The 24,293-nt window shown below is 74.8% G+C and carries 27 protein-coding genes and 1 tRNA gene; 9 read left to right on the forward strand and 19 right to left on the reverse strand.

Annotated features, from left to right (window positions below; genetic code table 11):
• The first annotated feature begins 81 nt into the window (after positions 1–81).
• The gene (locus ACI79E_RS18330) at positions 82–678 is read left to right on the forward strand and encodes a hypothetical protein (RefSeq protein ID WP_456933995.1); all 597 of its coding nucleotides are present in this window, start codon (positions 82–84) and stop codon (positions 676–678) included.
• A 20-nt stretch (positions 679–698) separates the two neighbouring features.
• On the opposite strand, the gene ACI79E_RS18335 is transcribed toward ACI79E_RS18330, so the two are convergent.
• The 3 genes from ACI79E_RS18335 to ACI79E_RS18345 form a co-directional block, all read right to left on the reverse strand.
• Positions 699–1,397, reverse strand: a complete 699-nt coding sequence (locus tag ACI79E_RS18335; RefSeq protein WP_456933996.1) for a response regulator — start codon at positions 1,395–1,397, stop codon at positions 699–701.
• Positions 1,398–1,525: 128 nt separating this feature from the next.
• Positions 1,526–2,047, reverse strand: coding sequence for a class I SAM-dependent methyltransferase (locus tag ACI79E_RS18340; protein ID WP_456933997.1), 522 nt, complete (start codon positions 2,045–2,047; stop codon positions 1,526–1,528).
• Positions 2,048–2,052: 5 nt separating this feature from the next.
• Entirely contained in the window at positions 2,053–2,835 is a 783-nt protein-coding gene (locus ACI79E_RS18345) for an isocitrate lyase/PEP mutase family protein (protein WP_456933998.1), read from the reverse strand.
• A 182-nt stretch (positions 2,836–3,017) separates the two neighbouring features.
• Here ACI79E_RS18345 and ACI79E_RS18350 point away from each other — a divergent pair, with 182 nt between their 5' ends.
• Positions 3,018–3,311: a flagellar FlbD family protein gene (locus ACI79E_RS18350; protein WP_456933999.1), complete on the forward strand. Its 294-nt coding sequence runs from the start codon at positions 3,018–3,020 to the stop codon at positions 3,309–3,311.
• 10 nt (positions 3,312–3,321) lie between these two features.
• On the opposite strand, the gene ACI79E_RS18355 is transcribed toward ACI79E_RS18350, so the two are convergent.
• Both ACI79E_RS18355 and ACI79E_RS18360 read right to left on the reverse strand, forming a co-directional pair.
• Positions 3,322–3,585 (reverse strand): hypothetical protein, encoded by a 264-nt coding sequence (locus ACI79E_RS18355; RefSeq protein WP_456934000.1) that lies wholly within the window; start codon positions 3,583–3,585, stop codon positions 3,322–3,324.
• Positions 3,566–4,183: a hypothetical protein gene (locus ACI79E_RS18360; RefSeq protein WP_456934001.1), complete on the reverse strand. Its 618-nt coding sequence runs from the start codon at positions 4,181–4,183 to the stop codon at positions 3,566–3,568. Before ACI79E_RS18360 ends, ACI79E_RS18355 begins: the two co-directional genes overlap by 20 nt.
• A gap of 211 nt (positions 4,184–4,394) precedes the next feature.
• On the opposite strand from ACI79E_RS18360, the gene ACI79E_RS18365 reads away from it, so the two are divergent.
• Positions 4,395–6,659, forward strand: coding sequence for a SpoIIE family protein phosphatase (locus ACI79E_RS18365; protein ID WP_456934002.1), 2,265 nt, complete (start codon positions 4,395–4,397; stop codon positions 6,657–6,659).
• 30 nt (positions 6,660–6,689) lie between these two features.
• Here ACI79E_RS18365 and ACI79E_RS18370 read toward each other — a convergent pair whose 3' ends face one another.
• The 4 genes from ACI79E_RS18370 to ACI79E_RS18385 form a co-directional block, all read right to left on the reverse strand.
• Positions 6,690–6,944: a hypothetical protein gene (locus tag ACI79E_RS18370; RefSeq protein WP_456934003.1), complete on the reverse strand. Its 255-nt coding sequence runs from the start codon at positions 6,942–6,944 to the stop codon at positions 6,690–6,692.
• 869 nt (positions 6,945–7,813) lie between these two features.
• A complete protein-coding gene (locus ACI79E_RS18375) occupies positions 7,814–8,233 on the reverse strand; it encodes an ANTAR domain-containing protein (protein ID WP_456934004.1) in 420 nt (139 codons plus the stop codon).
• Positions 8,234–8,297: 64 nt separating this feature from the next.
• Positions 8,298–9,032: a cation diffusion facilitator family transporter gene (locus tag ACI79E_RS18380; RefSeq protein ID WP_456934005.1), complete on the reverse strand. Its 735-nt coding sequence runs from the start codon at positions 9,030–9,032 to the stop codon at positions 8,298–8,300.
• Positions 9,029–9,400, reverse strand: a complete 372-nt coding sequence (locus ACI79E_RS18385; RefSeq protein WP_456934027.1) for an ArsR/SmtB family transcription factor — start codon at positions 9,398–9,400, stop codon at positions 9,029–9,031. The genes ACI79E_RS18380 and ACI79E_RS18385 overlap by 4 nt, the downstream gene beginning before the upstream one ends.
• A gap of 246 nt (positions 9,401–9,646) precedes the next feature.
• Here ACI79E_RS18385 and ACI79E_RS18390 point away from each other — a divergent pair, with 246 nt between their 5' ends.
• Positions 9,647–10,426 carry an ANTAR domain-containing protein gene (locus ACI79E_RS18390; protein WP_456934006.1) on the forward strand — a complete coding sequence of 260 codons (780 nt, stop codon included), beginning with the start codon at positions 9,647–9,649 and terminating at the stop codon, positions 10,424–10,426.
• 170 nt (positions 10,427–10,596) lie between these two features.
• Here the strand turns inward: ACI79E_RS18390 and ACI79E_RS18395 are convergent, their stop codons facing one another.
• From ACI79E_RS18395 to ACI79E_RS18415, 5 genes are all read right to left on the reverse strand, one after another.
• Positions 10,597–11,334 carry an ANTAR domain-containing protein gene (locus ACI79E_RS18395; RefSeq protein WP_456934007.1) on the reverse strand — a complete coding sequence of 246 codons (738 nt, stop codon included), beginning with the start codon at positions 11,332–11,334 and terminating at the stop codon, positions 10,597–10,599.
• Between the two features lie 624 nt (positions 11,335–11,958).
• A tRNA-Ala gene (locus ACI79E_RS18400) sits at positions 11,959–12,031 on the reverse strand.
• A 107-nt stretch (positions 12,032–12,138) separates the two neighbouring features.
• Entirely contained in the window at positions 12,139–12,552 is a 414-nt protein-coding gene (locus ACI79E_RS18405; protein ID WP_456934008.1) for a VOC family protein, read from the reverse strand.
• A gap of 20 nt (positions 12,553–12,572) precedes the next feature.
• The gene (locus tag ACI79E_RS18410) at positions 12,573–12,986 is read right to left on the reverse strand and encodes a helix-turn-helix domain-containing protein (RefSeq protein ID WP_456934009.1); all 414 of its coding nucleotides are present in this window, start codon (positions 12,984–12,986) and stop codon (positions 12,573–12,575) included.
• Between the two features lie 32 nt (positions 12,987–13,018).
• Positions 13,019–13,702, reverse strand: coding sequence for a M23 family metallopeptidase (locus tag ACI79E_RS18415; RefSeq protein WP_456934010.1), 684 nt, complete (start codon positions 13,700–13,702; stop codon positions 13,019–13,021).
• A gap of 591 nt (positions 13,703–14,293) precedes the next feature.
• Between ACI79E_RS18415 and ACI79E_RS18420 the strand changes: the two genes are divergently transcribed.
• Genes ACI79E_RS18420 through ACI79E_RS18435 form a run of 4 tightly spaced genes read left to right on the forward strand, consistent with a single transcriptional unit; the run spans position 14,294 to position 18,546 of the window.
• Positions 14,294–15,793 (forward strand): mannitol dehydrogenase family protein, encoded by a 1,500-nt coding sequence (locus ACI79E_RS18420; protein ID WP_456934011.1) that lies wholly within the window; start codon positions 14,294–14,296, stop codon positions 15,791–15,793.
• A gap of 20 nt (positions 15,794–15,813) precedes the next feature.
• A complete protein-coding gene (locus ACI79E_RS18425; protein WP_456934012.1) occupies positions 15,814–16,596 on the forward strand; it encodes an HAD family hydrolase in 783 nt (260 codons plus the stop codon).
• Positions 16,593–17,720, forward strand: coding sequence for a CDP-glycerol glycerophosphotransferase family protein (locus ACI79E_RS18430; protein WP_456934013.1), 1,128 nt, complete (start codon positions 16,593–16,595; stop codon positions 17,718–17,720). Before ACI79E_RS18425 ends, ACI79E_RS18430 begins: the two co-directional genes overlap by 4 nt.
• Entirely contained in the window at positions 17,710–18,546 is an 837-nt protein-coding gene (locus tag ACI79E_RS18435) for a phosphocholine cytidylyltransferase family protein (protein ID WP_456934014.1), read from the forward strand. Before ACI79E_RS18430 ends, ACI79E_RS18435 begins: the two co-directional genes overlap by 11 nt.
• 21 nt (positions 18,547–18,567) lie before the next feature.
• Here ACI79E_RS18435 and ACI79E_RS18440 read toward each other — a convergent pair whose 3' ends face one another.
• The 5 genes from ACI79E_RS18440 to ACI79E_RS18460 are packed head-to-tail and all read right to left on the reverse strand — an operon-like array spanning position 18,568 to position 23,591.
• Positions 18,568–19,650 carry a hypothetical protein gene (locus ACI79E_RS18440; protein WP_456934015.1) on the reverse strand — a complete coding sequence of 361 codons (1,083 nt, stop codon included), beginning with the start codon at positions 19,648–19,650 and terminating at the stop codon, positions 18,568–18,570.
• Positions 19,647–20,303, reverse strand: a complete 657-nt coding sequence (locus tag ACI79E_RS18445; RefSeq protein WP_456934016.1) for an SCO family protein — start codon at positions 20,301–20,303, stop codon at positions 19,647–19,649. The genes ACI79E_RS18440 and ACI79E_RS18445 overlap by 4 nt, the downstream gene beginning before the upstream one ends.
• Complete coding sequence (locus ACI79E_RS18450; RefSeq protein WP_456934017.1) at positions 20,300–21,061, reverse strand: YcnI family protein; 762 nt, start codon at positions 21,059–21,061, stop codon at positions 20,300–20,302. Before ACI79E_RS18450 ends, ACI79E_RS18445 begins: the two co-directional genes overlap by 4 nt.
• 59 nt (positions 21,062–21,120) lie before the next feature.
• Positions 21,121–22,950 (reverse strand): copper resistance CopC/CopD family protein, encoded by a 1,830-nt coding sequence (locus ACI79E_RS18455; protein WP_456934018.1) that lies wholly within the window; start codon positions 22,948–22,950, stop codon positions 21,121–21,123.
• The gene (locus ACI79E_RS18460; protein ID WP_456934019.1) at positions 22,947–23,591 is read right to left on the reverse strand and encodes a zf-HC2 domain-containing protein; all 645 of its coding nucleotides are present in this window, start codon (positions 23,589–23,591) and stop codon (positions 22,947–22,949) included. Before ACI79E_RS18460 ends, ACI79E_RS18455 begins: the two co-directional genes overlap by 4 nt.
• A gap of 76 nt (positions 23,592–23,667) precedes the next feature.
• On the opposite strand from ACI79E_RS18460, the gene ACI79E_RS18465 reads away from it, so the two are divergent.
• A complete protein-coding gene (locus tag ACI79E_RS18465) occupies positions 23,668–24,225 on the forward strand; it encodes a sigma-70 family RNA polymerase sigma factor (RefSeq protein WP_456934020.1) in 558 nt (185 codons plus the stop codon).
• Positions 24,226–24,293 lie beyond the last annotated feature (68 nt).

A 24,293-nucleotide genomic window follows, 5' to 3' on the forward strand; every position in this document is an offset into this window, starting at 1 on the left:
TGCGGATGCCTCGCGGGGACCGTGCGGCCGGCCCGGCAGAGTCGATCCCAGCACCCCCACCGACCCCGAGGAGACCGAGAAGTGACCGCCACCCGTCGCACCCTGGTCCTGATCGCCCTGACGCTCGCCGTCATCCTCGGCGCGAGCATCCCGGCCAACGCCGGCTTCTCCACGACCGAGGCGCTCCCGACGATGAGCGTCGGCACCGCCACGGTCGCGCCGGCCACCCAGGTGCGCGTGGACACGTCGTGCGTGACGACGACGACCGTCATCAAGCAGACCTACCGCAAGGACCCGTACACGGGCGCCACCACGCGGACGGGCTACAGCGAGAGCCGGACGACCGGCACCAGCAGGAGCAACGTGGAGGGCGACACCACCACCACGCAGTACTCGAGCCCCTACGACTGGACGACGACGCGGACGATCCAGAACACGGAGCTGTACGCGACGCTGCGCTGGGCCCTGAGCAGCTCCGGCCGCGTCGCCGGCTACCGGATGACGGCCCACACCCTGTACGGCCAGTTCCCCATGGGTGAGACCGGCCCGACGGCGACCTCGATGACCGGCAACTACGACGCCAGCGTCCTCAGCTACAACCCGCAGCTGTCGATCGACACGGTGACCGACTACGGGTGGGTGGGTACGTCGGCCTTGAGCAACGTCGTCAGGTGCTGACCGCCTACAGCACAGCGGGGCTAGGCCACCAGGCGGTAGCCGACACCCCGCACGGTGCGGATCTCCGGGGAGGAGAGGCCGGCGGCCTGCAGCTTGCGGCGCAGGTTGGACATGTGCGCCTCGACCAGGCGGACGCTGCCCTCCCAGTCGGTCTGCCAGACCTCGCGCAGCAGGGTCTCCCGCTGGAGCACGCGGCCGGGGCGCGAGGCGAGGGCGGCGAGCAGGTCGAACTCCGTGCGGGTGAGGTCCACGACGGAGCCGTCGACCCGGACCTCGCGGCTGTCCTCGTCGACCTCGAGCTCGGCCAGCTTGAGCACCGACTCCTCGACCGGGGCCGGGCGCGGCTCCGGGACGCGCGGGCGGCGCAGCAGAGCCTGCACGCGGGCGACCAGCTCCCGGGGCGAGAAGGGCTTGGCCATGTACCCGTCGGCGCCGACGGCCAGGCCGATCAGCAGGTCGACCTCCTCGGCGCGGGCGGTGAGCATGAGGACGTAGCACTGGCTCTCGGCGCGGATCTGCCGGCACACCTCGGTGCCGTCGGCGTCGGGCAGGCCCAGGTCCAGGACGACGACGTCGGGCGCCGCGCGCCGGATCTCGACCATGGCCTCGGCGCCGGACTCCACCGCGCGGACGTCCATCCCCGCCTTGCGCAGGACCGTGCAGACCAGTTCCCGGATCTCCTCGGTGTCCTCCACGACGAGCACGGACTGCTCGGCCACGACCTCTCCCTCCGCTCGATCAGCGTTCCGCGGTGACGGCACTCCCGTCACCTGAGCGGGTGATCGGCAGTGCCCGGAGAGGCCTTGAGCTGCAGGTCCAGGGCTCCTCCCAAGGGGGGAGGCGCCGGTCAGGGGCGGTCGCGCCGGAGCTCGACGGCGACGGACTCCGTCGGCGCCGTCCGGCCGCGGTGCACGGCGCGGACCGTCAGGCCATGGCGGGCGGCCAGCCGGGTGACCGCCGCGACCACCGGCTCCTCCGCCCCCGCGGACATCACCGAGAAGGCGACGACGACCCGGCCCTCCGGGGAGAGCACCCGGTCGACGACGTCCCAGGTGCGGGTCGCGCCGGCGTCCCAGAACGCGCGGACGTTGAAGGACACGACGACGTCGAACGACTCGGTGCCGAGGTCGGCGTCGTGGAGCGGCGCCGCCTGCAGCCGTACCCGGCCGGCCTCCACCGCGGCCCGGTTGCGGCGGGTGGCCGCGGCGACCATGCTCGGCGAGCGGTCGACCGCGAGGACGTCGGCTCCCCGCTCGGTCATCAGCGCGACGAGCACGCCGTGCCCGCAGCCGACCTCCAGCACCCGCTCCCCCGGCTCCGGTCCGACGACGGCGGCCGTCCAGGCCAGCCGTTGCGACGCGGCCGCCACGGGGTTCAGCTGAGCCGGCGGGTGCCGGGCGGCAGGACTCCCCCGCCGACGAGGTCGACGACGCAGTCCTGCAGGGCGGTGAGCGCCACGCGCTGCGGGTTGGGGCCGGTGGACACCCGGGCCACGCCCAGCTCCTGCAGCTCCCGCACCGACGGGGACGCGCCCGGGACGGCGAGCAGCGACAGCCGGCCCGGCCCCAGGCCGTCGGCCAGCGCGGCGATCTCCTCCCGGTCGACCACGCCCGGCACGAAGACCACCGGCGCCCCGGTGTCGAGGTAGGCGCGGCCGCGGCGCACCGCCTCCTCCACAAGCCGGCCGCGGTCCGCGTCCGGGGCCGCGTGCAGGAGGACGTCGGTGCGGGCGTTGAGCACGAAGTCGATGCCGGCGGCACGCCCCGCGGCGAGGACGGCCTCGACGGCGGCCACCGACTCGTCCAGCGGCCGGGAGGCGTCCTCGAGGTTGCCGCCCACGACGCCGAGTGCGATGGCCCGGCGAGCGGTCTCGCCCGGGTCCCCGTAGCCGGCCTCCATGTCCATGCTCACGGGCAGCTCGACCGCCGCGGCGATGCGCCCCACCATGTCCAGGTGCAGGTCGAGCGGGATGCGCTCGCCGTCCTCGTAGCCGAAGGTCGCGGCGATCGCGTGACTGGCCGTGGCGAGGGCCCTCACCCCCGGCGTCCCGGCGACCACCGTCGCGGAGGCGACGTCCCAGACGTTGACGAGCACCAGGATGTCCGGCGCGGTGTGCAGGTCGAGCAGGGTGCGGGCGCGGGCGGCGAGGTCGGGCACGACGCCGAACCTAGGTGATCACGGCGGAGGTGGGGGCGCCGTGGCCGCGGGGACCCCTCACCCGGTGGGGGTCGTGTCCACGCGGCGCGCTCAAGGGCGCCCCGCCGCCGGACGACGTGGAGGACGCCCGAGTCCAGAGGGCGCCGCCGGGGCCCGATGCCCCGCCCAGCAGGAGGACCGCCATGATCGGTCTCACCCGCCGCACCGGCGAGCACTGCCGCCTCGACCCCGACGCCATCGAGCGGGTCGAGGCCCACCCGGACACCGTCGTCCACCTGACCGACGGCGCCCGGTACTGCGTGCTGGAGACGATCGACCAGGTCATCGCGCGGATCCGCGAGGACCGCGCGGGGGTGATCGCCGCCTGTTACGTGCTCGACCGCGGGGAGGACCCGGACCCGATGGGCCTCGGGCGCACCCCCGTCGCGCCCGAGGCCCACGGGCCGGCCCCCGTCGTCCCCGTCCGGCTGGGCTGACCCCGCGGGGTCAGGCCGCCGCCCCGGGCCGGCAGGCCACCGAGAGGATGTAGTCGAACCAGCGCCGTCCGCCGCTCTCGGGCAGCGGGACCGGGCCCACCAGCACCGCCGTGGTCCAGTCCGGCACGCCGCCCGCCGTGCGCTCTGCGTCGTCCCGGATCTCGGCGCGCAGGCCCGCGAGGGCGCTGCGGACGTCGGGGTACGGGAGCGCGATCGCCGCGGAGTACCAGGTCAGCGGCTCGGTGGCCGCGCGGTCAGCGGTCGGCGCCGTCACGCTGCACCCCCGAGAAGACGAACTCGAACGCGCTGGACGCGTCCTGGAAGTCGTTGCCGGCCGAGTCGGGCAGCGTCACGGTCGCCCGCAGGTGGTCGACGCCGCCGGGGGCGAGGCTCGCGGCCCCGTCCAGCTCCTCGTCCACGACCACCGGACCGGCGTAGAACGTGGCGACCTCACCGGCGCAGGTGTAGGAGTCCCCGACCGCGTCCCAGGAGGACGAGCAGGACTCGAGCAGCAGCTGCAGGCCGTGGTGCGCGTCGTCGTCCAGCAGGCTGGACTCGGTGGCGCCGATCGCCAGCGACACCGAGGACAGCGCCACCGTGCCGTCGTTCACGAGGTCCATGACCGTCTGGTGACGGTCCCCGGGCACCCAGCCGCCGGCGACGAACGGCACGGTCGCCTCCTCCACCGCCGCGGACAGCGCGATGGACAGCACCCCCGTGTCGACCTGGGTCTGCACGGGCGTGGTGCTGTCGGTGAAGGTGCCGAAGGTGCCCAACCCGGCGACGGCCGCCGCCGCGGCCACCACGGCGATCGAGCCGGTGATGCGCGCGCCGGTCCGGCGGGCCGGCGCGGGGCTGGAAGTGGTCCTCACGGGGGTCTCCTCGCTCGGTCTCAGGCGACGGGCTCCCCGTCGACAGCACCGACTCTCGGGCCCGTACCGCAGGTCCCCCGCCGCGGATCCGCAAGGCTCCCGCAAGGAGCGCGGCCCGGCGGACGGTGACGACGAGGCGGGCGCACGCCATGATGAGCCGGTCACGAGACCGCGTGACGGTGGTGCGAGGCCTCGACCTGCGGAGCTCCGGATGACGAGCCCGAGCCCTCCGGCCGAACGCCCGCGCCGTCCCGGCGCGGGGCGGCTCCTGACCACCGTGGTCACCGTGGCGGTGGCCTATGCCGCGGGCTCGGCGGTGTCCTTCGCGCTGTTCTCGGCCTCGGACGTCGGCGCGGTCCTGTTCCCCCCGGCCGGCGTCACCCTCTCCGCCCTCGTCCTGACCCGGCCGCGGACCTGGCCGTGGGTGCTGGCGACGGTGGCCGTCGTCGAGGTCGCCGTCGACACCGCCTACGACCTGCCGCCCGTCTCGGTCCTCGGCTTCGTGCTGGCCAACACCGTGGAACCACTCGTGGGCGCCACCCTGCTGCGCCGGTTCGCGCCGGACCCCGACCTGCGCCGTCGCCGCGACCTGGGGGCCTTCATCGCGTGCGCGGTGCTCGCCGGCCCGTTCGTGGGCGCGTTCGTCGGGGCCACGACCAACGACCTCGCCCTGGCCCGTGACTGGTTCGCCACGTTCTTCCCGTTCTGGGCGGGCGACGGTCTCGGCGTCCTGACGGTGGCCGGGACGGTGCTGACCTGGCGGGCCGGGCGCGGGCCGGCGTCCCTCCCCACCGTGGCGCACCGGCTGCTCCTCGTCGCGGTCACCGCCGCGGTCACCGCCGCGGCGTTCTGGCCGATGACGGTGCGCCTGTCCTACCTCCCCCTGCCCCTGCTCGTGCTCTTCGCCTCCCGGTACGGCGTCGAGGTGGTCGCCGCCGCCGGGCTGGCGACGACCCTCACGGCCAACGTGGTGACCGCCGCCGGCCGGGGTCCGTGGGCGGAGACGGCCGGCGGCCCGAACGCGGGGCACGCCAGCCTCCAGCTGTTCCTCGCCATCGCCGTGCTGACCGCGTGGCTGCTCGCCGTCGAGATCGAGGAGCGGCAGCGGGCGAGCACGGTGTCCCTGCGGGAGGCGGCGATGCGCCGGAGGGTGGAGGCGCTGCAGGAGGTGACCGCCGGCCTGTCGACCGCCGCGACCACCGAGGCGATCGCACGGGTGCTGGTCCGGCGCAGCACCGCCCTGGGAGCCGACCGGGCCGCGGTGGCGGTGCTCTCCCCCGACGGCACGCGGCTGCGCACGTGGACCGCCGGCGCGGACGGTCCCGTGCCGGGCGAGCTGCCGCTGGACGCCCCGGCCCTGGTCGTCGCGGCCACCCGTGGCGGGCGCGCGGTGACCGTCCCTGGCGCCGACGACCTGCGGGCGGACTTCCCGGGCGGGCTGGCCGGTGAGACCGGAGCCGCCGGGGACCGAGCCGCCGGGGACCCAGCCGCCGGGGAGCAGCCCGGACAGCTGGGCAGCGCGCTGGCGGTGCCCGCGCAGATCGGCGAGGTCACCGTCGGGGCGCTGGCCCTCGGCTTCGCCCCCGACGCAGCGGTGGACGCCGACGTCGCCGCGATCGCCGGCACCCTCGCCGAGCTGATGGCCCAGGCGCTGCTGCGCGCCCGGTTGTACGAGAAGGAGCACGCCGCCGCCCACGAGCTGCAGCGGGCCTTCCTGCCCGTGGTCCCCGACCACCGTCCCGGGGTGGACGTCGCCGGGTGCTACCGCCCGGCCGACCAGGAGCACGACGTCGGCGGCGACTGGTACGACGTGTTCGCGCTGGACGAGCGCCGGACCGCGTTCGTCGTCGGGGACATCGTCGGGCACGACCTGCCGGCCGCCGCCGCGATGGGCCGGCTGCACGCCGCGCTGCGGGTGGTCGCCGGGGGGCGACACGTCGGCCCCCGGCAGGTCCTCGAGGCCCTCGACGAGGCCTGCCCGGCGATCCCCGGAGCGGAGTTCGCCACCCTGGGCTACGGCGAGTACGACCCGGTCACCTGCGTCCTGCGGTATGCCTGCGCCGGGCACCCGCCGCCCCTGCTGGTGGCCGACCACCAGGCCCGCTACCTGCTGGAGGGCCGTTCCACCCCGCTGGCGGTGACGGACGGCCCGCGCACGGAGGCCGCGCTCGTCGTGCCGCCGGGCTCGATGCTGCTCTGGTACTCCGACGGGCTGGTCGAGCGGCGCGGCAGCGACCTGGACGCCGGCCTGGACCGGCTGGCCGCCGTCGCGGCCACCCTCGACGGCGACGACCCGGCGACCTGGCGGGACGTCGTCATGACCGAGCTCACCGGCGGCCGGCCGCTGCAGGACGACGCCGTCCTGCTGTGCCTGCACCTGCGCGGCGTCGTGGAGCCGGACGGCGCCGCGTCGCCCGGCCCGGCGCCACCGCACCGGCGCGGGCTGCGCCTGGTCGCCGACGACGCCCCGACCTGAGCCCGGCTCCCGACGCCGAGCCGGAGACCGCTAGGACGAGGTGCCGGGCCCCCTGCCGGCGTCCTCCACGTCGCCACCGGTCGACTCGCGGGCCTCCTTGAGCGCGTTGAGCGAGAAGACCATCGCCGTGGCTGCCATGGCGATGACGACCAGGAACGCGCCGATGAGCACCCAGCGCTCCACGTCGAGCCGGAAGCCGGACGCCGACATGATGACGGCCGCGATGACCAGGATGAGTGCCACGAGGGCACCGACGGCCAGGGACCACAGGATGGTCGCTCTCATGACGTACCTCTTCCAGGAGGGACGGGTGAGGGAATCGTGGTCGAGCGTCCCGTCCGGGACAACGGGGGCGCTCGAAGCCCCTGGTCACGGCGACGTCGAGACGTACGGAGACCGCACGCCGCTCGCGTGCTGGGCCGGGTTCGGCAGCAGCCGGGAGGTCGGCTCCCTCGCCGGTATCCACGGTCCGCCCGTCACCGCTGTCCAGTTCCCCCACGGGGCGCGTACCGTCCCGTCCAGCGGCGACGTGCACGTGCGTCGACAGTGCGTCCAACAGCGGCGTACCCCGCGATGCGGGCCCTCGCCGGGATCCCGCTGCCGAGGTCACCCGCCCCGGTGTCACGACCGGAGGCCGTGCCGTGGACGGCCAGCAGGACCCTCATCGACCCGCACGTGCCACCGATGCGCTCGAGCAGCTCGGCCGGCTGTCCCTGCGCGGGCTGTCGATGGACACCTTGCTGCAGACGGTGGCCGACACCACCAGTGCGCGGCCACGGCCCGTACCAGCACGCCGCCCGGACCGGACGACCGACCCAGATCCCGCCACCCGCTGGGCCGAGGACAGCCGACGGCCGGCCGCTCCGCCCCGGGGAAGCCACAGCACTCCTGATCAGCCGCCGGCGTCGGTGGCATCCACCACAACCACCAGGTCCCACCACCCCAAGGCCTGGGGTGCCCTTCTCCAGCCCACGCGTCGCCGGAATCCCGGGTGCCGCACCTGCCGTCCGTCACGAGAGGAACCCCATGACCAGCACCGCCTCTGCATGCCCCCTGACCGTCGTCGCCCGGTGGCTCGGAGGCCTGGAGTCGGACTCGCTGTGGTGTGCCTACATCGAGTGCGGCGGGAACCGCTCCCGCACCGATCTGGTCGACTACCTCGGCGGTACCGCTCGATGGCCGGACTGTGAGCACAACGCCTTGTCCCAGGCCTTGAACGAAGCCCTCTGGGACATCGGCAGTCCGAGCCTCGTCCCGATCCGGGAAGCTCTCGACGCTCCGCGGTAGGGACGTCGCACCGGCGGCACCGTGGTGCTCTGGCCTCGGTTCCCGAGGACGCCGGTCTCCGTGAGCTGTCCGGCGACCTCCGCGAACTCGTGAATGGTCTCCGGGCTGGTCTCCGCCAGCAGACCGGATGTCATGTCCGCTGTGGCCCTGTGGCGCTCCACCAGGATGCCCGTGGCCTGACCGATGACGTCGCGGCTGGCCAGGGCGGTGGTGATGTGGTCGGTGTCCTGGGCATCGGCGACCGCGATCGCGGCATGGCTGGCGAACAGCGGCCGATCAGGGGGCATGGACGGCGGTGGTTCGTGTGCGACCCGGCGGACCGCGGCTGCTCAGTGGTGCGGTTCCCGCGGGTCATCTGCACGCTGATGACCGCCCCGGGCCCGGCGCGCAGCAGGTGTCGGTGCAGCCCTCTTCGCAGCCGCAGCGGTGGTGGACGGCGTCCGCGTCGAGGTGGGCGGGAACGCAACAGCCGTCACCGCGCCAGGCCTCGACGCCCTCCTTCACCGCGATCCCGGCGATGAGCAGGCCGGCGACCGGGTCGGCCCAGCCCCAGCCGAGGGTGGCGTTGAGCACGAGTCCGACGAGCACCACCGCCGACAGGTAGGTGCACAACAGCGTCTGGGCGGAGTCGGCGACGACCGTCGCTGAGCCCAGCGTCCGGCCGGTGCGGCGCTGCGCCCAGGACAGGAACGGCATGATCACCAGTGAGACGACCGCCAGTCCGATGCCGACCGGCGAGGACTCCGGCTCGCCGGGGGAGAGCAGCGCGCGCACCGACTCGGCAGTCACGTAGGCGGCCAAGGCGAAGAAGGCCAGGGCCATCAGCCGTAGCGCCTGCCGCTCGCGGGACTCGGGCATCCGGTGCCGGAACTGCCACAGGATGATCAGCCCGCTGGAGACCTCGACGACGGAGTCCAGCCCGAACCCGACCAGCGCGACCGACCCGGCGACCAGACCCGCTGCGACGGCGACCACGGCCTCGAGCACGTTGTAGGCGACGCTGGCGCCGGCCAGCCACTGGGCACGGCGGCCCAGCCGGGCCCGGGCGGCCGCGGTGAGCTGCGGGCGTGCGTGCACGGTGGTCACCGGTTCGCCGCCTCACCGTAGGTGGGGCACAGGGCAACCGCGTCACCGGTGGCCGTCAGCAGCTGCTCGGCGGCCGCCAAGACGTCGAGCAGCTCTGCAGGATGGGTCAGCGACCAGATGGACGCCCTCCCCTGCGGCCGCGAGGACGCCAGGCCGCAGTCGCGGAGGCAGGCCAGGTGGGCCGACACGGTGGACTGCGCCAGACCCAGGTGAGCGGTCAGGTCGACGACCTTGTGCTCGCCCAGCGACAGGTGCCGCAGGATCGCCAGCCGCGCGGGGTCTCCCAGGCTGCGGAACATGCACGCCGCAGCCGCGAGCGCCGCCGTCTCGTCGACCGCCGGCGAGGACCCACGCGCCGAGGCATTCATCGTCACTTGCCGATGATATCGGGTGCTAGACCCGTGCCTGGCGGAACCGCTAGCAGTTCGCCGGTGCGGGACACGTCTCCGTGCCCCGCGCGGACCGGCGAGCCAGGCAGTCGCATAGGCTGTCCTCGTGCGCCCGGCGTCGGGCGTCGATGTTGCGTCAGCCAGCGGCGTAGCGCAGATGCGGAGCCCACCGTGGGGTTCGCCGCCGAGGTCGTGCCCCGGTACCAACCAGACCGGAGGCCCGCGGTGGCCGGCAGCGAGAAGCAACGGTCCATCGAAGCGGCCGAGGCACTGGAGCACCTGGGCCAGCTGTCCTTGCGGGAACTCTCCATGGAGAGCCTGCTGCAATCGATGGCCGACCTCACCAAGCGGGTCATGCCCGGCGACCCCGAGGCGTCGGTCACGCTGCTGGTCAAGGACCAGCCGAGCACCGTCGTCGACACCGGGCCACTGGCTCTCGGCCTCGACGAGGTCCAGTACGAACGCGGGGACGGGCCGTGCCTGCACACCGCCCGCAACGGCATCCTGGTCGAAATCGGCGACACGCGCGTGGACAGCCGCTGGCCGGACTACGGGCGGTACGTCGCCGACCACGGCGTCCTCAGTCTGCTGGCGGTGCCCTTGGTCGTCACCGGAGAGGAGCAGGTCGCGGGATCGCTGAACGTCTACGCCCGGAGCGCGGACGCCTTCGACGAGGCCAGCCGGGCCGTGGCCACCGGGTTCGCTCCCTACGCGGCGGTCGCCGCCGGAACCGTGCAGGCGTACCGCAGGGCCCGGGAGACGGCCGACAACCTCCAGATCGCGCTCGGCTCCCGGGCGGTCATCGAGCAGGCCAAGGGCATCCTGATCGAGCGGCACAAGCTGACCCCTGGCCAGGCCTTCGAAGCCCTGGCCACCGTCTCGATGAGCAGGAACGCCAAGGTCCGCGACATCGCCGAGCACCTCGTCCGCACCGGCGAACTCCCGCTCGTCCGGACCCGGTCTCCGCGATCCGCTGACCGGGCGAACCAGCAGCGAGACCGATAGCCTCTCCTCGCGCCCCCATGCAGCCGCGGCCGCCGCCCGGGGGGCGTGCCGCGGTCAGGCCCCGCCACTCCTGACCGCGGGGTGGCGGGGCCGCCTCCCGGACGTCCGAGGCGGTCGGCGCCTGCGAGCCGCCCTGGTCGGGGACGGATCCAGGACGTGGTCGACGCTGACTACGCCTCGCCACCCGGGGCGGGACTCACACCGTCGACGATGGCCTGGGCGATGTCGCGCAGCTTGCGGTTGGACCGCTGCGAGGCGGCCGCGAGGTGATGGAAGGCCTCTGACGCGTCGCAGCGTCGCTGGCTCATCAGGATCCCCTTGGCCTGTTCGATGACGGCCCGCGTCTGCATGGCCCGGTCGAGGTTCTCGGCGAGCTCACGGCTGCTCTCGTAGAGGTGCATGTTGTGCACCGCCACGGCGACGTAGGAGGCGAACGCCCGGGCGACGTCCCTGGCCTCGTCGTTGAAGGCGTTGGCCTCGACCGCGTAGAGGTTCAGGGCACCGTGGACGACCTGCCGCACCGGAACGGGGACCGACATCGAGCTCAGAGAGCCGCGCTCGACGCACACCTGGGCGTAGTCGGGCCAGCGCGTCTCCTCGCGGGCGTCGGTGATTTCTCGGACCTCCTCCCCCACCGCCGCTTCCAGGCAGGGGCCGTAGCCACGACCGTACTGCGGCTCGTCGAGGTCGACCGCCAGCTTGCCGGTGAAGGCGGCGGTCGTGGCCTTGTCGTTGACCACCAGACTGACCGAGGCCTCCGCGACGCCGGGGATGACCTGCTTGGCGAGGTCGGCGATCTTCTGCAGCATCGCGTCCAGGGAGGTGTCGCCGAAGGAGAGCCGGCCCAGTTCGGCGAAGGCGTCATGGACGTCGCGACGCCCGGGCGGCCGCTGGTCGTCGGGGCTCATCGCAGTCCGCTCTGTCAGGTCCGGCTGGTCGACGAAGGCTCTCGACCTCCGGAGCGAGTCGCCCGTGGCGGGTGGCCCGTGATCCGCCAGGCCAACTGCATGACCTGTCCAAGGCCGCTGGTGCGGCGCAGCTGGCAACGTACTCGCCCATCGAGGGCCCGTCCCCGAGCGGACGAGGCCCCGCCGCCCAGCGACAGCCCTGGCGCCCGCGACCGCCCGTACCCGAGCCATCACCCGCTCAGCGCTCCCGCTACGGGACGACAAGACCACGGGGCATCACGGCTCGTGCACCTGCCGTTCCCGGAACTCGTGGTGACGCGTCACTGGAGGCCCGTCTGCAGTGTCGGTCGCAAGGGGGACAGCGGCAGTCCCGGACACCGAGCGCGACAGCGTGGACGTGAGCGGCGACGGCGGGACAGGAGTCCCGGCGCCGTCCGCCTGCACGACGGGCGGCACACCCCCGCCACCCTGCTGCTGAGCGAGCACGTCCACCCGCGGGTGGGCATGGAGCTGCCGGGCCGCCGACCGGATGAGCGCGGTACGGCTGCCCCGTGCAGGCGGTCCGACTGCGACCAGAGACGACTCAGGCCGCTCTCCCGGAGGAGAGCGGCCTGGTCATGAGGGTGGAGCTGAGGGGACTCGAACCCCTGACCCCCACACTGCCAGTGTGGTGCGCTACCAGCTGCGCCACAGCCCCGTACCCGACCCGGTCTGGTGTGTCCGAGCCGGGAGCAACTGTACAGGGCCCCGACGGGGCGCCGGCGCAGGGGGGTCGGTGCGGCGGGGCACCGCTGGTGCCGACGGTCAGCCCTGCTTCATCTGGGCGATCCGGATGTGGTTGCCGAACGGGTCGCGGAGGCCGAAGTCGATGCCGTAGGGCTGGTCGACCGGCTCCTCGGTGATCTCCACGCCCCTGGCCTTGAGCTCGGCGTGGGTCTTGTAGGCGTCGTCGCAGGCGAAGAAGAGGTGCCCGCCGGCCGCCCCCTTGGCGATCAGCGCCCGCACCTGGGCCGCGGTCTCCTCGCTGAGCGACGGTGCGCCGGGCTTCTCGAGGAGGACGGCGCGGTCCGGCTGGCCGGGGAGGTTGACGGTCAGCCAGCGCATCGGGCCGAAGTCCATGTCGGACTGCACCTCGAAACCGAGCTTGCCGACGTAGAAGTCGAGTGCCTGGTCCTGGTCGGGGACGTAGATCTGGGTGATGGTGATCGAGGTCAGCATGGGGGCAACGCTAGGGAGGGTCACTCTCCCGGCGCTTCTCCGAAACTGCTCGGTCTGGCCCAGGCCATCGCGAAGCAGGTGGGCACCGGCGGCAAGGGCCCGCGGCGGCGGTAGGCGCTCGGCGGCTCCCCGACGACGTCGCGGAACACCCGGCTGAAGGTGCCGAGGCTGGAGAACCCGACGTCCATGCAGATGTCGGTCACGCTGCGGTCGGTGGAGCGCAGCAGGGACATCGCCCGCTCCACCCGGCGCCGCTGCAGGTACCGGTTGGGCGTCTCCCCGAAGGTGGCCCGGAAGGTGCGGATGAAGTGCGCCTCGGAGACGTGCGCGATGCGGGCCAGCGTCGGGACGTCGAGGGGCTCGGCGTAGGCCCGGTCCATCGCGTCCCGGGCACGGAGCAGCCGCCGGCTGGCGTCCTCGGCGGCGGAACCCACGACCGGCATCCCACCACGCCCACCGGGAGCGGTCAGACGTCGACGCCCCGCTCGGCCAGCCACGGGAGCGGGTCGATGCGCTTGCCGTTGATGCCGCCCTTGTGGACCTCGAAGTGCAGGTGCGGGCCGGTCGACTGGCCCCGGTTGCCGAGCAGCGCGATGGTCTCCCCCGCCTCCACGTACTGGCCGGGCTCGACGAGGATCTTGTCCATGTGGCCGTAGACGGTCACGTCACCGTTGTCGTGCAGGACGTACACGGCCAGACCGAAGCCGCTGGCCGCACCCGCGCGCAGGACCACGCCGTCGACGGCTGCGTACTCCGGCGTCCGCATCGGTGCGGCGAGGTCGATCCCGTAGTGGAAGGTGCCCCAGCGCGCCGCGAAGGTGCTGGTCAGCCGGGCACCGGCGACGGGGAGCACGGCGCGGGGACGGGCCGCCTCCCGCGCCGCCTCGGCCGCGGCGGCCTCGGCCTCGGCGCGCGCCGCCCGCGAGGCGGCCACCTCGTCCAGCCGGGCCTCGGCCTCGGCCACGGAGATCGACGCCTGCGGGAGCATCTCGACGTCCTCCTCGGCGGTCAGCAGCTCGGCCTGGGCCGTCCGCACCGAGGTGGCCTCCGCCGCGGCGTCGGGCGCACCGGTGATCCCGGTGACCCCGGCGACCAGCCCGCCGGCGACCAGCGCGGCGAGCAGCAGCGGGGCGCGACGGGAACCCGGCACCCGCCCGCCGGCGGGCCCGGCCGTGGCGCGGGGAGCCCGGCGGGAGGCCGGAGCCGGGGACTCCGGGGAACTCGTCGAGCGACGCCGTGCGGCCATGTACCTACCCGCCTCGAGGGGAGAAGCCCGTCGCCGGGCCCGATGGGGTGCACCCATCCAAACACTCCGTGACCCATTCGTGACCCTGTGCTCGGCGCGTCGTCGCGGACACGCCGCTGTGTCGTGTCCCACACACCCCGCGTGTCGCACGAGTGGGTGAGCGCAGAGGTTTGGGCGCGACGGTTTCCGGTCACGTCATGTCCCCGGCGTGAAACCGTCCGCGCTCGAACGTCCAGCGACACCCGTCGCACACGACCCCCGAGTAGCCAGCACGAGATCCGCCGTGTAGTCATGATCGACGCTGCACCACCCGTTGCCCCCCGCTGACCGGCGGGCGGGGACGACAGGACGGGACCGCTGCGAGGGGGCGACCGCACCACACGCACGAGAGAGGGCCGATGCTGCATGGCGAGTCCGGAGCGCTTCCCGGCACCACGAGTACTCCCAGCACCGGACACGCCGACCGTCGCCCTGACGCTCCCCGCCACCCGGCCCGTGATCCGCCCGCTGAGCCAGGAGACCCTGCGCAGCCACGGCGCCCGGCTCACCGTGCCCACGTACGACCGCGCGGCCCTGACCCCGGCCGTGGTGCACCTCAGCGTCGGCGGCTTCTCACGCGCCCACCAGCTGCTGTACTTCGACGAGCTGGCCGAGCGCCGCATCTCCGACGCGTGGGGCGTCGTCGGCGTCGGCCTGCGGCACCGCACCATGAAGGAGGCGCTGGCCCCGCAGGACCACCTCTACACCGTCGTCGAGCGCAGCCCCGACGGTGAGCGGGCCCGCGTCGTGGGCGTGATGGTCGACTACCTCTTCGCCCCCGACGCACCCGCGGCGGTGCTGGACCGGCTGAGCGACCCGCGCACCCGCATGGTCACCCTCACCATCACCGGCGCCGGCTACCGGCTGGACCCGCACACCGGCGATTTCGACCCCGACGACGCCGACGTCCTGCGCGACCTCGCCAGCCCGCACGCGCCGACCACGGTGTTCGGCTACCTGGTCGAGGCGCTGGACCGGCGGCGGCGGGCGGGCCTGGCCCCCTTCACCGTCGTCTCCTGCGACAACATCCACCGCAACGGCGACGCCACCCGGCGCGCCGTGGTCGGGCTGGCACGCCTGCGCGACGAGGTGCTGGCCCGGTGGATCACCGACCGGGTCGCCTTCCCCAGCAGCATGGTCGACCGGATCACCCCGCAGACCTCCCCGGAGGAGCGGGCCGCCGTCGCCGAGCGGTACGGGGTGGACGACCGCTGGCCGGTCATCACCGAGCCGTTCTCCCAGTGGGTCATCGAGGACACGTTCAGCAACGGCCGCCCGCCGCTGGACGAGGTGGGCGTCCGGTACGTCGCCGACGTCGGCGACCACGAGCTGATCAAGACGCGGCTGCTCAACGCCAGCCACTCCGCGCTCGGCTACCTGGGCTCGCTGGCCGGGTTCGGCCGCATGGACGAGCTGATGACCGACCCGCTCTTCACCGACTACGTCACCCGGCTGATGGACGACGAGGTCACCCCGCTGCTCCCCCGGCCCGACGGCGTGGACCTGACCCAGTACAAGCAGACCCTGCTGCAGCGCTTCGCCAACCCCGCGATCGCCGACGGGCTGCCGCGGCTGTGCCGGCGCGGGTCCACCAAGCTGCCGCACCACCTGCTGCCCTCGCTGCGCCAGGCCCTGGCCGAGGGGCGGCCCAGCCGGCTGCTCACCCTCGCCGTCGCCGGCTGGTGCCGGTACCTGCGCGGCACCGACCCCGCGGGCCGGCCGCTGCCGATGGAGGACCCCCGCGCCGAGGAGCTCCAGGCGCTCGCCGTCGCCGGCGGCGCGGACCCGCGCCCGCTGCTCGGCGTCCGGCCGGTGTTCGGCGACCTCGGCGACGTGCCGGGCTTCGCCGCCGACCTGCAGGCCGTCCTCGAACGGCTCGACCGCGACGGCGTCCACCGGACGATCGCCGAGGCCCTCGCCGTCGGCTCCGCACTCCCCCTGCCCCTCCCCCGATGACCTCCGGAGGAACTCCGCTGATGCCCGCCCTCCCCGAGACGCTCGTCGGGCGCCTCGAGGCCCTGCTCTGTGACGCCGACGGCAACCTGTTCCCCTCCGAGGAACCGGCCTTCGTCGCCTCCGCCGAGGTCACCAACCGCTTCCTCGCCGAGCTCGGCGTGGACCGCCGCTTCACCGCCGAGGAGCTGCGGCTGGCGACCACCGGCATGAACTTCCGGACGACGGCGCGCCGGCTGGCCGCCGAGGCCGGGCACCCCGACGCCGACGTCGAGCCGTGGGTCGCCGAGGAGAAGCGCGCCGTCACCGCCCACCTGGGGGCCACCCTCACCCCGCACGGGCCGACCACCGACGCCCTGACGGCGCTGTCGGCGCACCTGCGGCTGGCCGCGGTGAGCTCGAGCGCCCTCACCCGGCTCGACGCCTGCTTCACCGCGACCGGGCTGGCCGGTCTCATCCCCGCGGCGGTGCGCTTCAGCGCGGAGGACTCGCTGCCGGTGCCCACCAGCAAGCCCGACCCGGCCGTGTACCTGCACGCCTGCGAGCAGCTGGGCATCGCCCCCGAGACCGGGCTGGCGGTCGAGGACTCCGTGCCCGGCGCCCTCTCGGCCGTGCGGGCCGGCTGCCCCACCGTCGGCAACCTGCTCTTCGTGGCCGAGGCCGAGCGGGCCGAGCGGGCGGCGGCGCTCACCGACGCCGGCGTCCTCGTCCTGGTCGACTCCTGGTCGCAGCTGGCCGACCTGCTGCTCCCCGTCCTCACCCGCCGGGCCGCCGGTGCCCTGACCCCGACCGGAGGTGCGGGGTGAACATCGTCTACGTGGCCTTCCGCGGCCACTTCTCCGACAGCCCCCGCGCCGTCTACGAGGCGCTGCAGGCCCGCGGCGTCGACGCCACCCACACGTGGCTGTCCGCGCCGCACACCCAGGCCACCTTCCCCGACGACGTCACCACGGTGACCTTCGGCACCCCGGAGTCGATCGCCGCGCTGGAGGGCGCCGACCTGGTCGTCTCCAACGACCACATCCCGCTGGACTGGGAGAAGCGGCCCGGGGCGACCTACCTGCAGACCTGGCACGGCACGCCGCTCAAGCGCATCCACAACGACGTCCGGTGGGCGCCGGAGGGCCGGCTGGCCTACCTGGAGCACGACATCGCCAAGTGGGACCTGCTGCTGTCGCCCAACGCCGCGAGCACCCCGCGGCTGCGCGGTGCGTTCGGCTACACCGGCGCCGTCCACGAGACCGGGTACCCGCGCAACGACCTGCTCAGCAGCCCGCGGGCCGACGAGGTGCGGGCCGCCGTCCGGGCCGACCTCGGGGTCTCCGACGACCAGCAGGTCGTCCTCTACACCCCGACGTGGCGCGACGACCTGGTGTTCCAGAAGACCGGGCCGCAGGACTTCGAGTTCCCCGTGGACCTCGACGACTTCACCACCCGCCTCGGGGGCGACCACGTCCTGCTGCTGCGGCTGCACAACATGGTCATGGACCGCCTGGAGGTCGTCGACGGCTCCCCGGTGCGCGACGTCTGCAGCCACCCCGACATCCGGGACCTCTACCTGGCCGCCGACGCCATGGTCACCGACTACTCGTCGACCATGTTCGACTTCGCCATCACCGGCAAGCCGATGTTGTTCTTCACCTACGACCTCGCGTACTTCCGCGACGAGCTGCGCGGGTTCTACTTCGACCTGGAGGACGTCGCCCCCGGGCCGCTGCTGTCGACCAGCGAGGAGCTGGTCGACGCCATCGCCGACCTCGACGCGGTCGCCGCCGCCCACGCCGAGCGCTACGCCCGCTTCCGCGAGACCTTCTGCCACCTGGAGGACGGGCACGCCACCGAGCGCGTCCTCGACCTGCTCTTCCCGTCGGACCCGTCCGCCGGAACCACCACCACCACGACCCGAGGAGGGGACGACAGTGCTCGCTGACCGCGCCACGACCGCACACCTGGGCCTGACCGGCACACTGCCCACGCTGCCGGCTCCCGCGACGGGGACCGCACCGGCTCCCGAGCCGGTGCCCGCACCGGTCCAGGTCGTGATCCTCGCCGCCGGCATGGGGACCCGGCTGGGCCGGCCCTGGCCCAAGCCGCTGACCCCGCTGCACGACGGGCGCAGCATCCTGCGCCGCCAGCTCGACGGCCTGCGCGCCGTCCTCGGCCCGTCGGTCGACGTGACCGTCGTGGTGGGGTTCAAGGCCAAGCGGGTCATGGAGGCCGCCCCCGACGTGCGGTTCGCCTACAACCCCGACTTCGCCGTCACCAACACCTCGCAGAGCCTGCTCCGGGCCCTGCGGGCCACCCGCGACGGCGGCGTCCTGTGGCTCAACGGGGACGTCGTCTTCGACCCCGCGGTGATCGAGGCGGCCCTCCCGGCGCTGCGGGACGACGAGAGCTTCGTCTGCGTCGACACCTCCAGCGTCGCCGACGAGGAGGTCAAGTACACCCTCGACGCCGACGGCTGCATCGCCGAGCTGTCCAAGACCGTCGTCGGCGGCCTGGGCGAGGCGGTGGGCATCAACTACGTGTCCGCGGCGGACAAGCCCGTCCTCGTGGAGCACCTGGGCGCCTGCGCCCCCCAGGACTACTTCGAGCGCGGTATCGAGACGGCGATCCTCGGCGAGGGGCTGCGGTTCAAGCCGCTGGACATCTCCCGGTTCTCCGCCGTCGAGGTGGACTTCGAGGCGGACCTGGAGCGGGCCAACGAGCTGTTCTCCGGCCGGGCCCACCTGCAGTCGGTACCCGGCGAGCTGTAGGACCGTCGCGCGGGGGGCCGCTCAGCCGACGGGCAGCGGCTCCCCGGCGCGGTGCCCGCTGCGGCGCGGCCCCTCGTGCTCCCGGAACCGGCGGACGGCGGCGACCCCGCCCACGACGCACCCGGCGCCCAGCGCGACCAGGACCGCCACCGCGGCACGGGCGGGCAGCGCCGGGCCGGCCGAGAGCACGTGCGCGGTCCACAGGACGTCGACGTCGGGCAGCCCCTGCACCAGCAGCAGCCAGCCCAGGACGACGGCGAGCAGGCCGGTCATGGTCCCGCGGCCGCGGCGGGACACGACGAACCCGAGGACGGCGACCCCGGCGGCGGTCAGACCCGGCAGGAGCGCCGAGACGATCGCGCCGGCGTGCGACGAGACGCTGGCCGGGGGCTCCGGGGTGGCCAGCGCGTGCCACAGCGCGGCCACGCCGCCCAGGAGCAGCAGGGCACCCAGCGGGCGCGGCCCGCGGGCCAGCAGCCCGGCGGCGACGGCGGCCAGGGCGAGGACGGCGTACAGCGGCCACACCACCCACGGCGAGGGCGGCGGGCTCCAGGTGAGCTCGCCGCGCACCTGCACCTCGCTGCCGTCGTAGGCCATGGGCACGACCCACTCCGACACCAGGTGCGCACGGGTCGGGTCGGCCGCCACCGCCGGGGGCAGGAGGTCCTCGCTCATCCAGTGCGTGCGGTGGTCGTGCCACACGTACTCGGCCTCGGTGGAGACCTGCACCCAGTCGGGCTCGGCGGCCGGGTCGGCGTGCGCCGGCAGCGCCGTGCGCCCGTAGCGGTCCAGGTTGATGTAGGTCGCCGGGCTGTTGGCGTTGCGCCAGACGCCGTCGGGGCCGATGCGCAGGTAGGGCTCGTCGGAGTAGCCGGGCACCTCGACGTCGACGGCGGTGTCGTTGACCACCTCGAACTCGTCGCCGAAGGACAGCACCCGCACCGTGACGCCGGGCAGCTGCGGCTCGACGGCGAGGACGCGGCCGTCGAAGTCGCTGCCCGCGGCGCCGCCGCCCACGTGGGCCGCGGCCGGACCGGCGACCAGCAGGGTGGCCAGCAGCCCGAGGAGGACGACGAGGAGGCGGGCCGGCAGCCGCCGGGTCACGCCCCGGCCACCAGGGTGAGGTCGCCGGCGATGTCGCGGCTGGTGTTCCCGCCGTTGAACGCGACGTGGGCGAGGTCGTCGGCCCCGTACAGCAGCAGCAGCGAGGAGTGCAGCCGGCCGGAGTCCTCGGCCAGCGGCACGCCGGCGGCCAGCTGGGCCTGGTCGATCGCGGCCTGGTCGCCGGTGAGGCCGATGAAGCGGTTGGGCAGGTCGGCGTCGAAGCGGCCCAGGTACTCCGCCAGGACCTCCGGGCTGTCGAACGCCGGGTCGGTGGTGACGAAGACCACCTGCACCTGCCCGGCCAGCGCCGGGTCGACGTTCCGCAGCGCGACGGCGACGTCGGCCATCGTCGTCGGGCAGATGTCGGGGCAGTTCGTGTAGCCGAAGAACAGCAGGGTCGGCGTGCCGGCGGTGGCGGCGGCGAAGTCGTAGGCCGCCCCGGTGGTGTCGGTGAGGGTGAACGACGGCCGCTGGTACGGGTCGGGCAGGTCGACGCCGGCGAAGCGGTCCTCCGGACCCTCCACGACGGCGGCGCCGCCCGAGTGGTCGTGCTCGCCGCCCTCCTCGGCGGCCGCGCCACCGCCGCAGCCGGCCAGCAGGATCCCGGCCGAGGCGACCAGGGCGACCAGACGGCTGCGGCGGTACGGACTCACGAGGACACGGTACGACGCCCGGCGCGCCACCCGAGGGCGACGCCGCCGAGCCCCAGCAGCAGGGCGACCACGGAGAGGACCAGCGCGACGGTGCCCGTGCCGGAGCCGCCGTCACCGGCGGCCTCGGTCGAGGCGGCGGTGTCGGTGGCGACCTGGTCGGTCGTGTCGCCGCCGGCCGACGTGCCGTGCCCGGCCGCGGACGACGCGGCCAGCGTCAGCACCGGCGCGGGACGGTCGGGCTCGGCCTGGCCGTCGACGGTCGGCTCGATCCAGGCGGCCTCGGTGCCGTCGCTGTAGGTCTGCACCGCCGGGAAGCTGATCGCGTCGGTCTCGGGGAACGGCCCGCCGGACAGGGCGAACTCCTGGAACTCGCCCGGCCGGATGCCGACGCCGTCCGCCGCGCGGAACTCCACGACCGACACGTACGAGGTCACCTGCTCGCCGTGGTTCTCCAGCGGCGTCGCGAGGTCGGCCCGGGTGAGGGTGACCGTCCAGCCGGGCAGCGGCTGGGTCCGGAGCGAGGCCATCGCCGCCTCCTCCGGGATGTTGATGCGCAGGGCCACGGTGCTGGCGCTGTCGCTCTCGTTGGGCACCCGGAAGACCAGCTTCCCGAAGCCACCGGGGGCTCCGTCGGCCGAGGACACGGTGACGTGGGCCGAGGCGGCGCCGGCACCGGCGACGGCGGCGGCCAGGGCGACGATCACCGCCAGGACGACGACGCCGAGGCGCGCGATCGGGCGGGGCATGGACGTGGACACGGTTCTCCTGTCGGACGTGGGGTGGTGCGGGGTCGGTGGACGGCCAGGGTGGTGCGGGGTCAGCGGACGGCGAGGGTGGTGCTGGCCGTGCTGGCGGTGAACTCGTCGACGCGGATCGTCACCGCGAGGGTCCAGGTGCCGGCTCCGGGGACGGTCATCCCGTCGCCGACGTAGTGGCCGGGCCCGGCGGGCTGGAGATCGACGTCGATGGGACCGATCTCCTGGGCCGGCTCGGTGAGCGTCACCCGGATGTCGACCGGCTGGGCGAGCTGGCCGGTGTCGTCGAAGTAGTAGACGTGCAGCGTGTTCGGCCCGGCCGCGGCCGGGTCGACCGAGACCTGCACGCTCCCGTCGGTGCCGGCCGCGGTCTCCAGCGGCAGGGTCACGTCGACCGGGCGGCTGACCTCGGCGCGCGCCGGCGGGGTGCCGACGAGCACCGAGGACAGGCCGAGGACGACCAGGGCGATCCCCAGCTCGGCCAGCACCGACCGGCGCAGCGCCGACCGCTCGGCCACGGCGGCACGGGCCTGCACCTCGGCGCGGGCACCGGCGGCCGACTCGACGGCCGGGTGGGCCGCGGTGTCCTCCTCCGCGCCGGCGGCGAAGGCGTGCGCGGTCACCCGGCGCCGTCCCGCGGGCCGCGGCCGGGACACCCCGAGGTGCTGCTGCACCCACACCCGCGAGATGCCGGCGGCGGCGAGCAGGAGCAGCACCAGGGCCAGCTTGGCCAGCAGCACCCACCCGTAGGTCGTCGTCACCAGGGCGACCGGCGAGCCGACCTCGCGCACGCCCTGGACCACCCCGGTGACCACCAGCGCGGTCACCGAGCCCGCGGCGAGCCGGGAGAACGGCGGCAGCGCGGCGGCGAGGTCGGCCGGTGGCCCGTCCTCCCGCAGCACGCCGGCGAGCAGGGCGACGAGGCCGCCCAGCCAGACCGCCATGGCCGCGACGTGCACGGCGGCCGCGGCGACCGCCAGCACCGGCCAGGCACCGGCCACCGGGTGCCCCACGGCCGCGGTGGCCAGCACCAGCGCGGCCGCCAGGGCCCCACCGCCGGCCACCTGCGCGGGCGTCGGCGGGACCCCGCGGCGCCACACCGGCCACACCAGCGCCAGCAGCGCGACCGCGAGCACGGCCCGCACCAGCAACGTGATGCCGTTCGCCGACGACGCCGTGGCGCCCAGCAGGGCCGGGTCGACCACCGAGCGCACGCCGCTGCCGGCCGAGTAGGGCCCCTGCAGCAGGAAGCTCAGCACCGCCCCGGCGGCGACCGCCACCAGCCCGCGGGTGGCCAGCCCGCGCAGCCGCGGGGAGGACCAGCCCGCGGGCCAACCGGCCAGCAGGAGGACGGGCACGCCGATGCCCAGGGCCAGCCCGGCGTAGCCCAGCCAGCGGGCCAGGGGCAGCAGGACGGCGACGACCGCGTCGGTGCCGGGTCCCTCGGCGGCGGCGCCGGCCGCGAGGAGCTCCCCGTCGCCCACCACGAAGGAGAAGGCCCCGGAGATGGGGTGCGAGTCGGCCGACACCACCCGGTAGGTGACCAGGTAGCCGTCGTCGGCCAGCCCGCCGCGCAGTGGGACGACGACCGTGCGGCCCTCGACGGTCGCGGCACCGGCGTCCACCCGCTCCCCCGCCGCGTCGAGCACGCGCGCGTACCCGGCGCCGAGGGACACGCCCTCGGAGAAGGTGAGCGTCACCTGGCCGGGAGCCTGCTCGAGGCGCGCGCCCTCCCCCGGGTCGGTGCTGACCAGCTCGGCGTGCGCCGCGGCGGGTGGGGCGGTGACCACCCCGGCGCCGAGCCACGCCGCGACCAGCGCCAGGAGGAGCAGCAACGCCGCGGGCGTGCGGCGCGCGCGGCCGACCTGCCGGGACGTCGCGAGCGCGGTCACGCGGGCACCCGCTCGCGGGCGACCGCGGGCACGACCCGGCGGCGCCGACCGCGCCACGCGACCGTGCCCACCAGGGCCACGCCCAGGAGCACCAGCCCGTGGGCGACGGCGCGGTCGGCGTGCACGTGGCCGGCCCGCAGGTCGGCGACGGTGAGGGCGGCGAGCAGCACGGCGAAGGTGCCGAGGAACGGCAGGGCACCGGCGGCCAGCCGCGGGGCGGCGGCGACGGCGACGAGGGCCGCGGCGATGCCGAGGTTCCAGGCGCCGGTCTCGTGTGCCATGTGCACCGGTGCGCTCATCGCCGCCGTGCCGGTGGCCAGGGCGGGCCAGGCGAACGCGGCCTGCGCGACGCCCACGGCCAGCAGCGCCAGGCGCAGCGCGGTCGCGGTCAGCCGGGCCCGGGCCGCCGCCGCGGTGCCGGGCAGCTCCCGGGGCAGCGCCGCCAGCACGGCGGCGGTGAGGTCCGGCACCGGCGGCGCGGGCGCGAGCCGGGCGCGCCGGGTGACCAGCTCGGCCTGCCGGGCCCACCGGGCGCAGCCGGTGCAGCCGGCGACGTGCTCGTCGAGCTCCGCGGCGGGCACGCCGGACGACTCGCCGTCCAGCCGGGCGGAGAGCGCCTCGCGGTAGGGGGTGCACTGCATGATGGGGTAGTCGTCGCGCGGGCCCGGATGGTTCCCCCCACTTTCGGGATCGGCCCGGAGCGCGACCCCGGGGAGGATGGCAGGCGTGGACGAACTGGACCGGCTGGCGGTCGCCGCCGTCGACGGCGACCCCCTGGCCGCGGCGGCGCTGGTGCGCGCCACCCAGTCCGACGTCTGGCGCCTGTGCGCGGCGCTCGGCGACCGGCAGTCCGCCGACGACCTGACCCAGGAGACCTACCTGCGGGCCTTCGGTGCCCTGCACCGCTTCGAGGGCCGCTCGTCCCTGCGCACGTGGCTGCTGGCGATCGCCCGGCGCGTCTGCGCCGACGCGGTGCGCTCGCGCCGGCGCCGCCGGCTCACGCTGGTCCGGGACGACGCCGACCTCGAGGCCCTGGACGCCACCGGCTCCGCCGACCGGGTCGGCGAGGGGGCCGTGGTCCACGACCTGCTGGCGCGGCTGGCCCCCGACCGCCGGGAGGCGTTCGTGCTCACCCAGCTGCTGGGGCTGCCCTACGCCGAGGCCGCGGAGGTCGCCGGGTGCCCGGTCGGCACCATCCGCTCGCGCGTCGCCCGGGCCCGCGCCGACCTCGTCGCCGCGCTGGGCAGTGAGGAAGCCGACGTCGCGTACGGGTGACGTCCGGGTGAAGTGCCCGTGAACGGGCACCTATGCTCCCCGACGGCCGTGCGACCGCCAGGCAGGCG

Source organism: Geodermatophilus sp. SYSU D00079 (genome assembly GCF_054050635.1).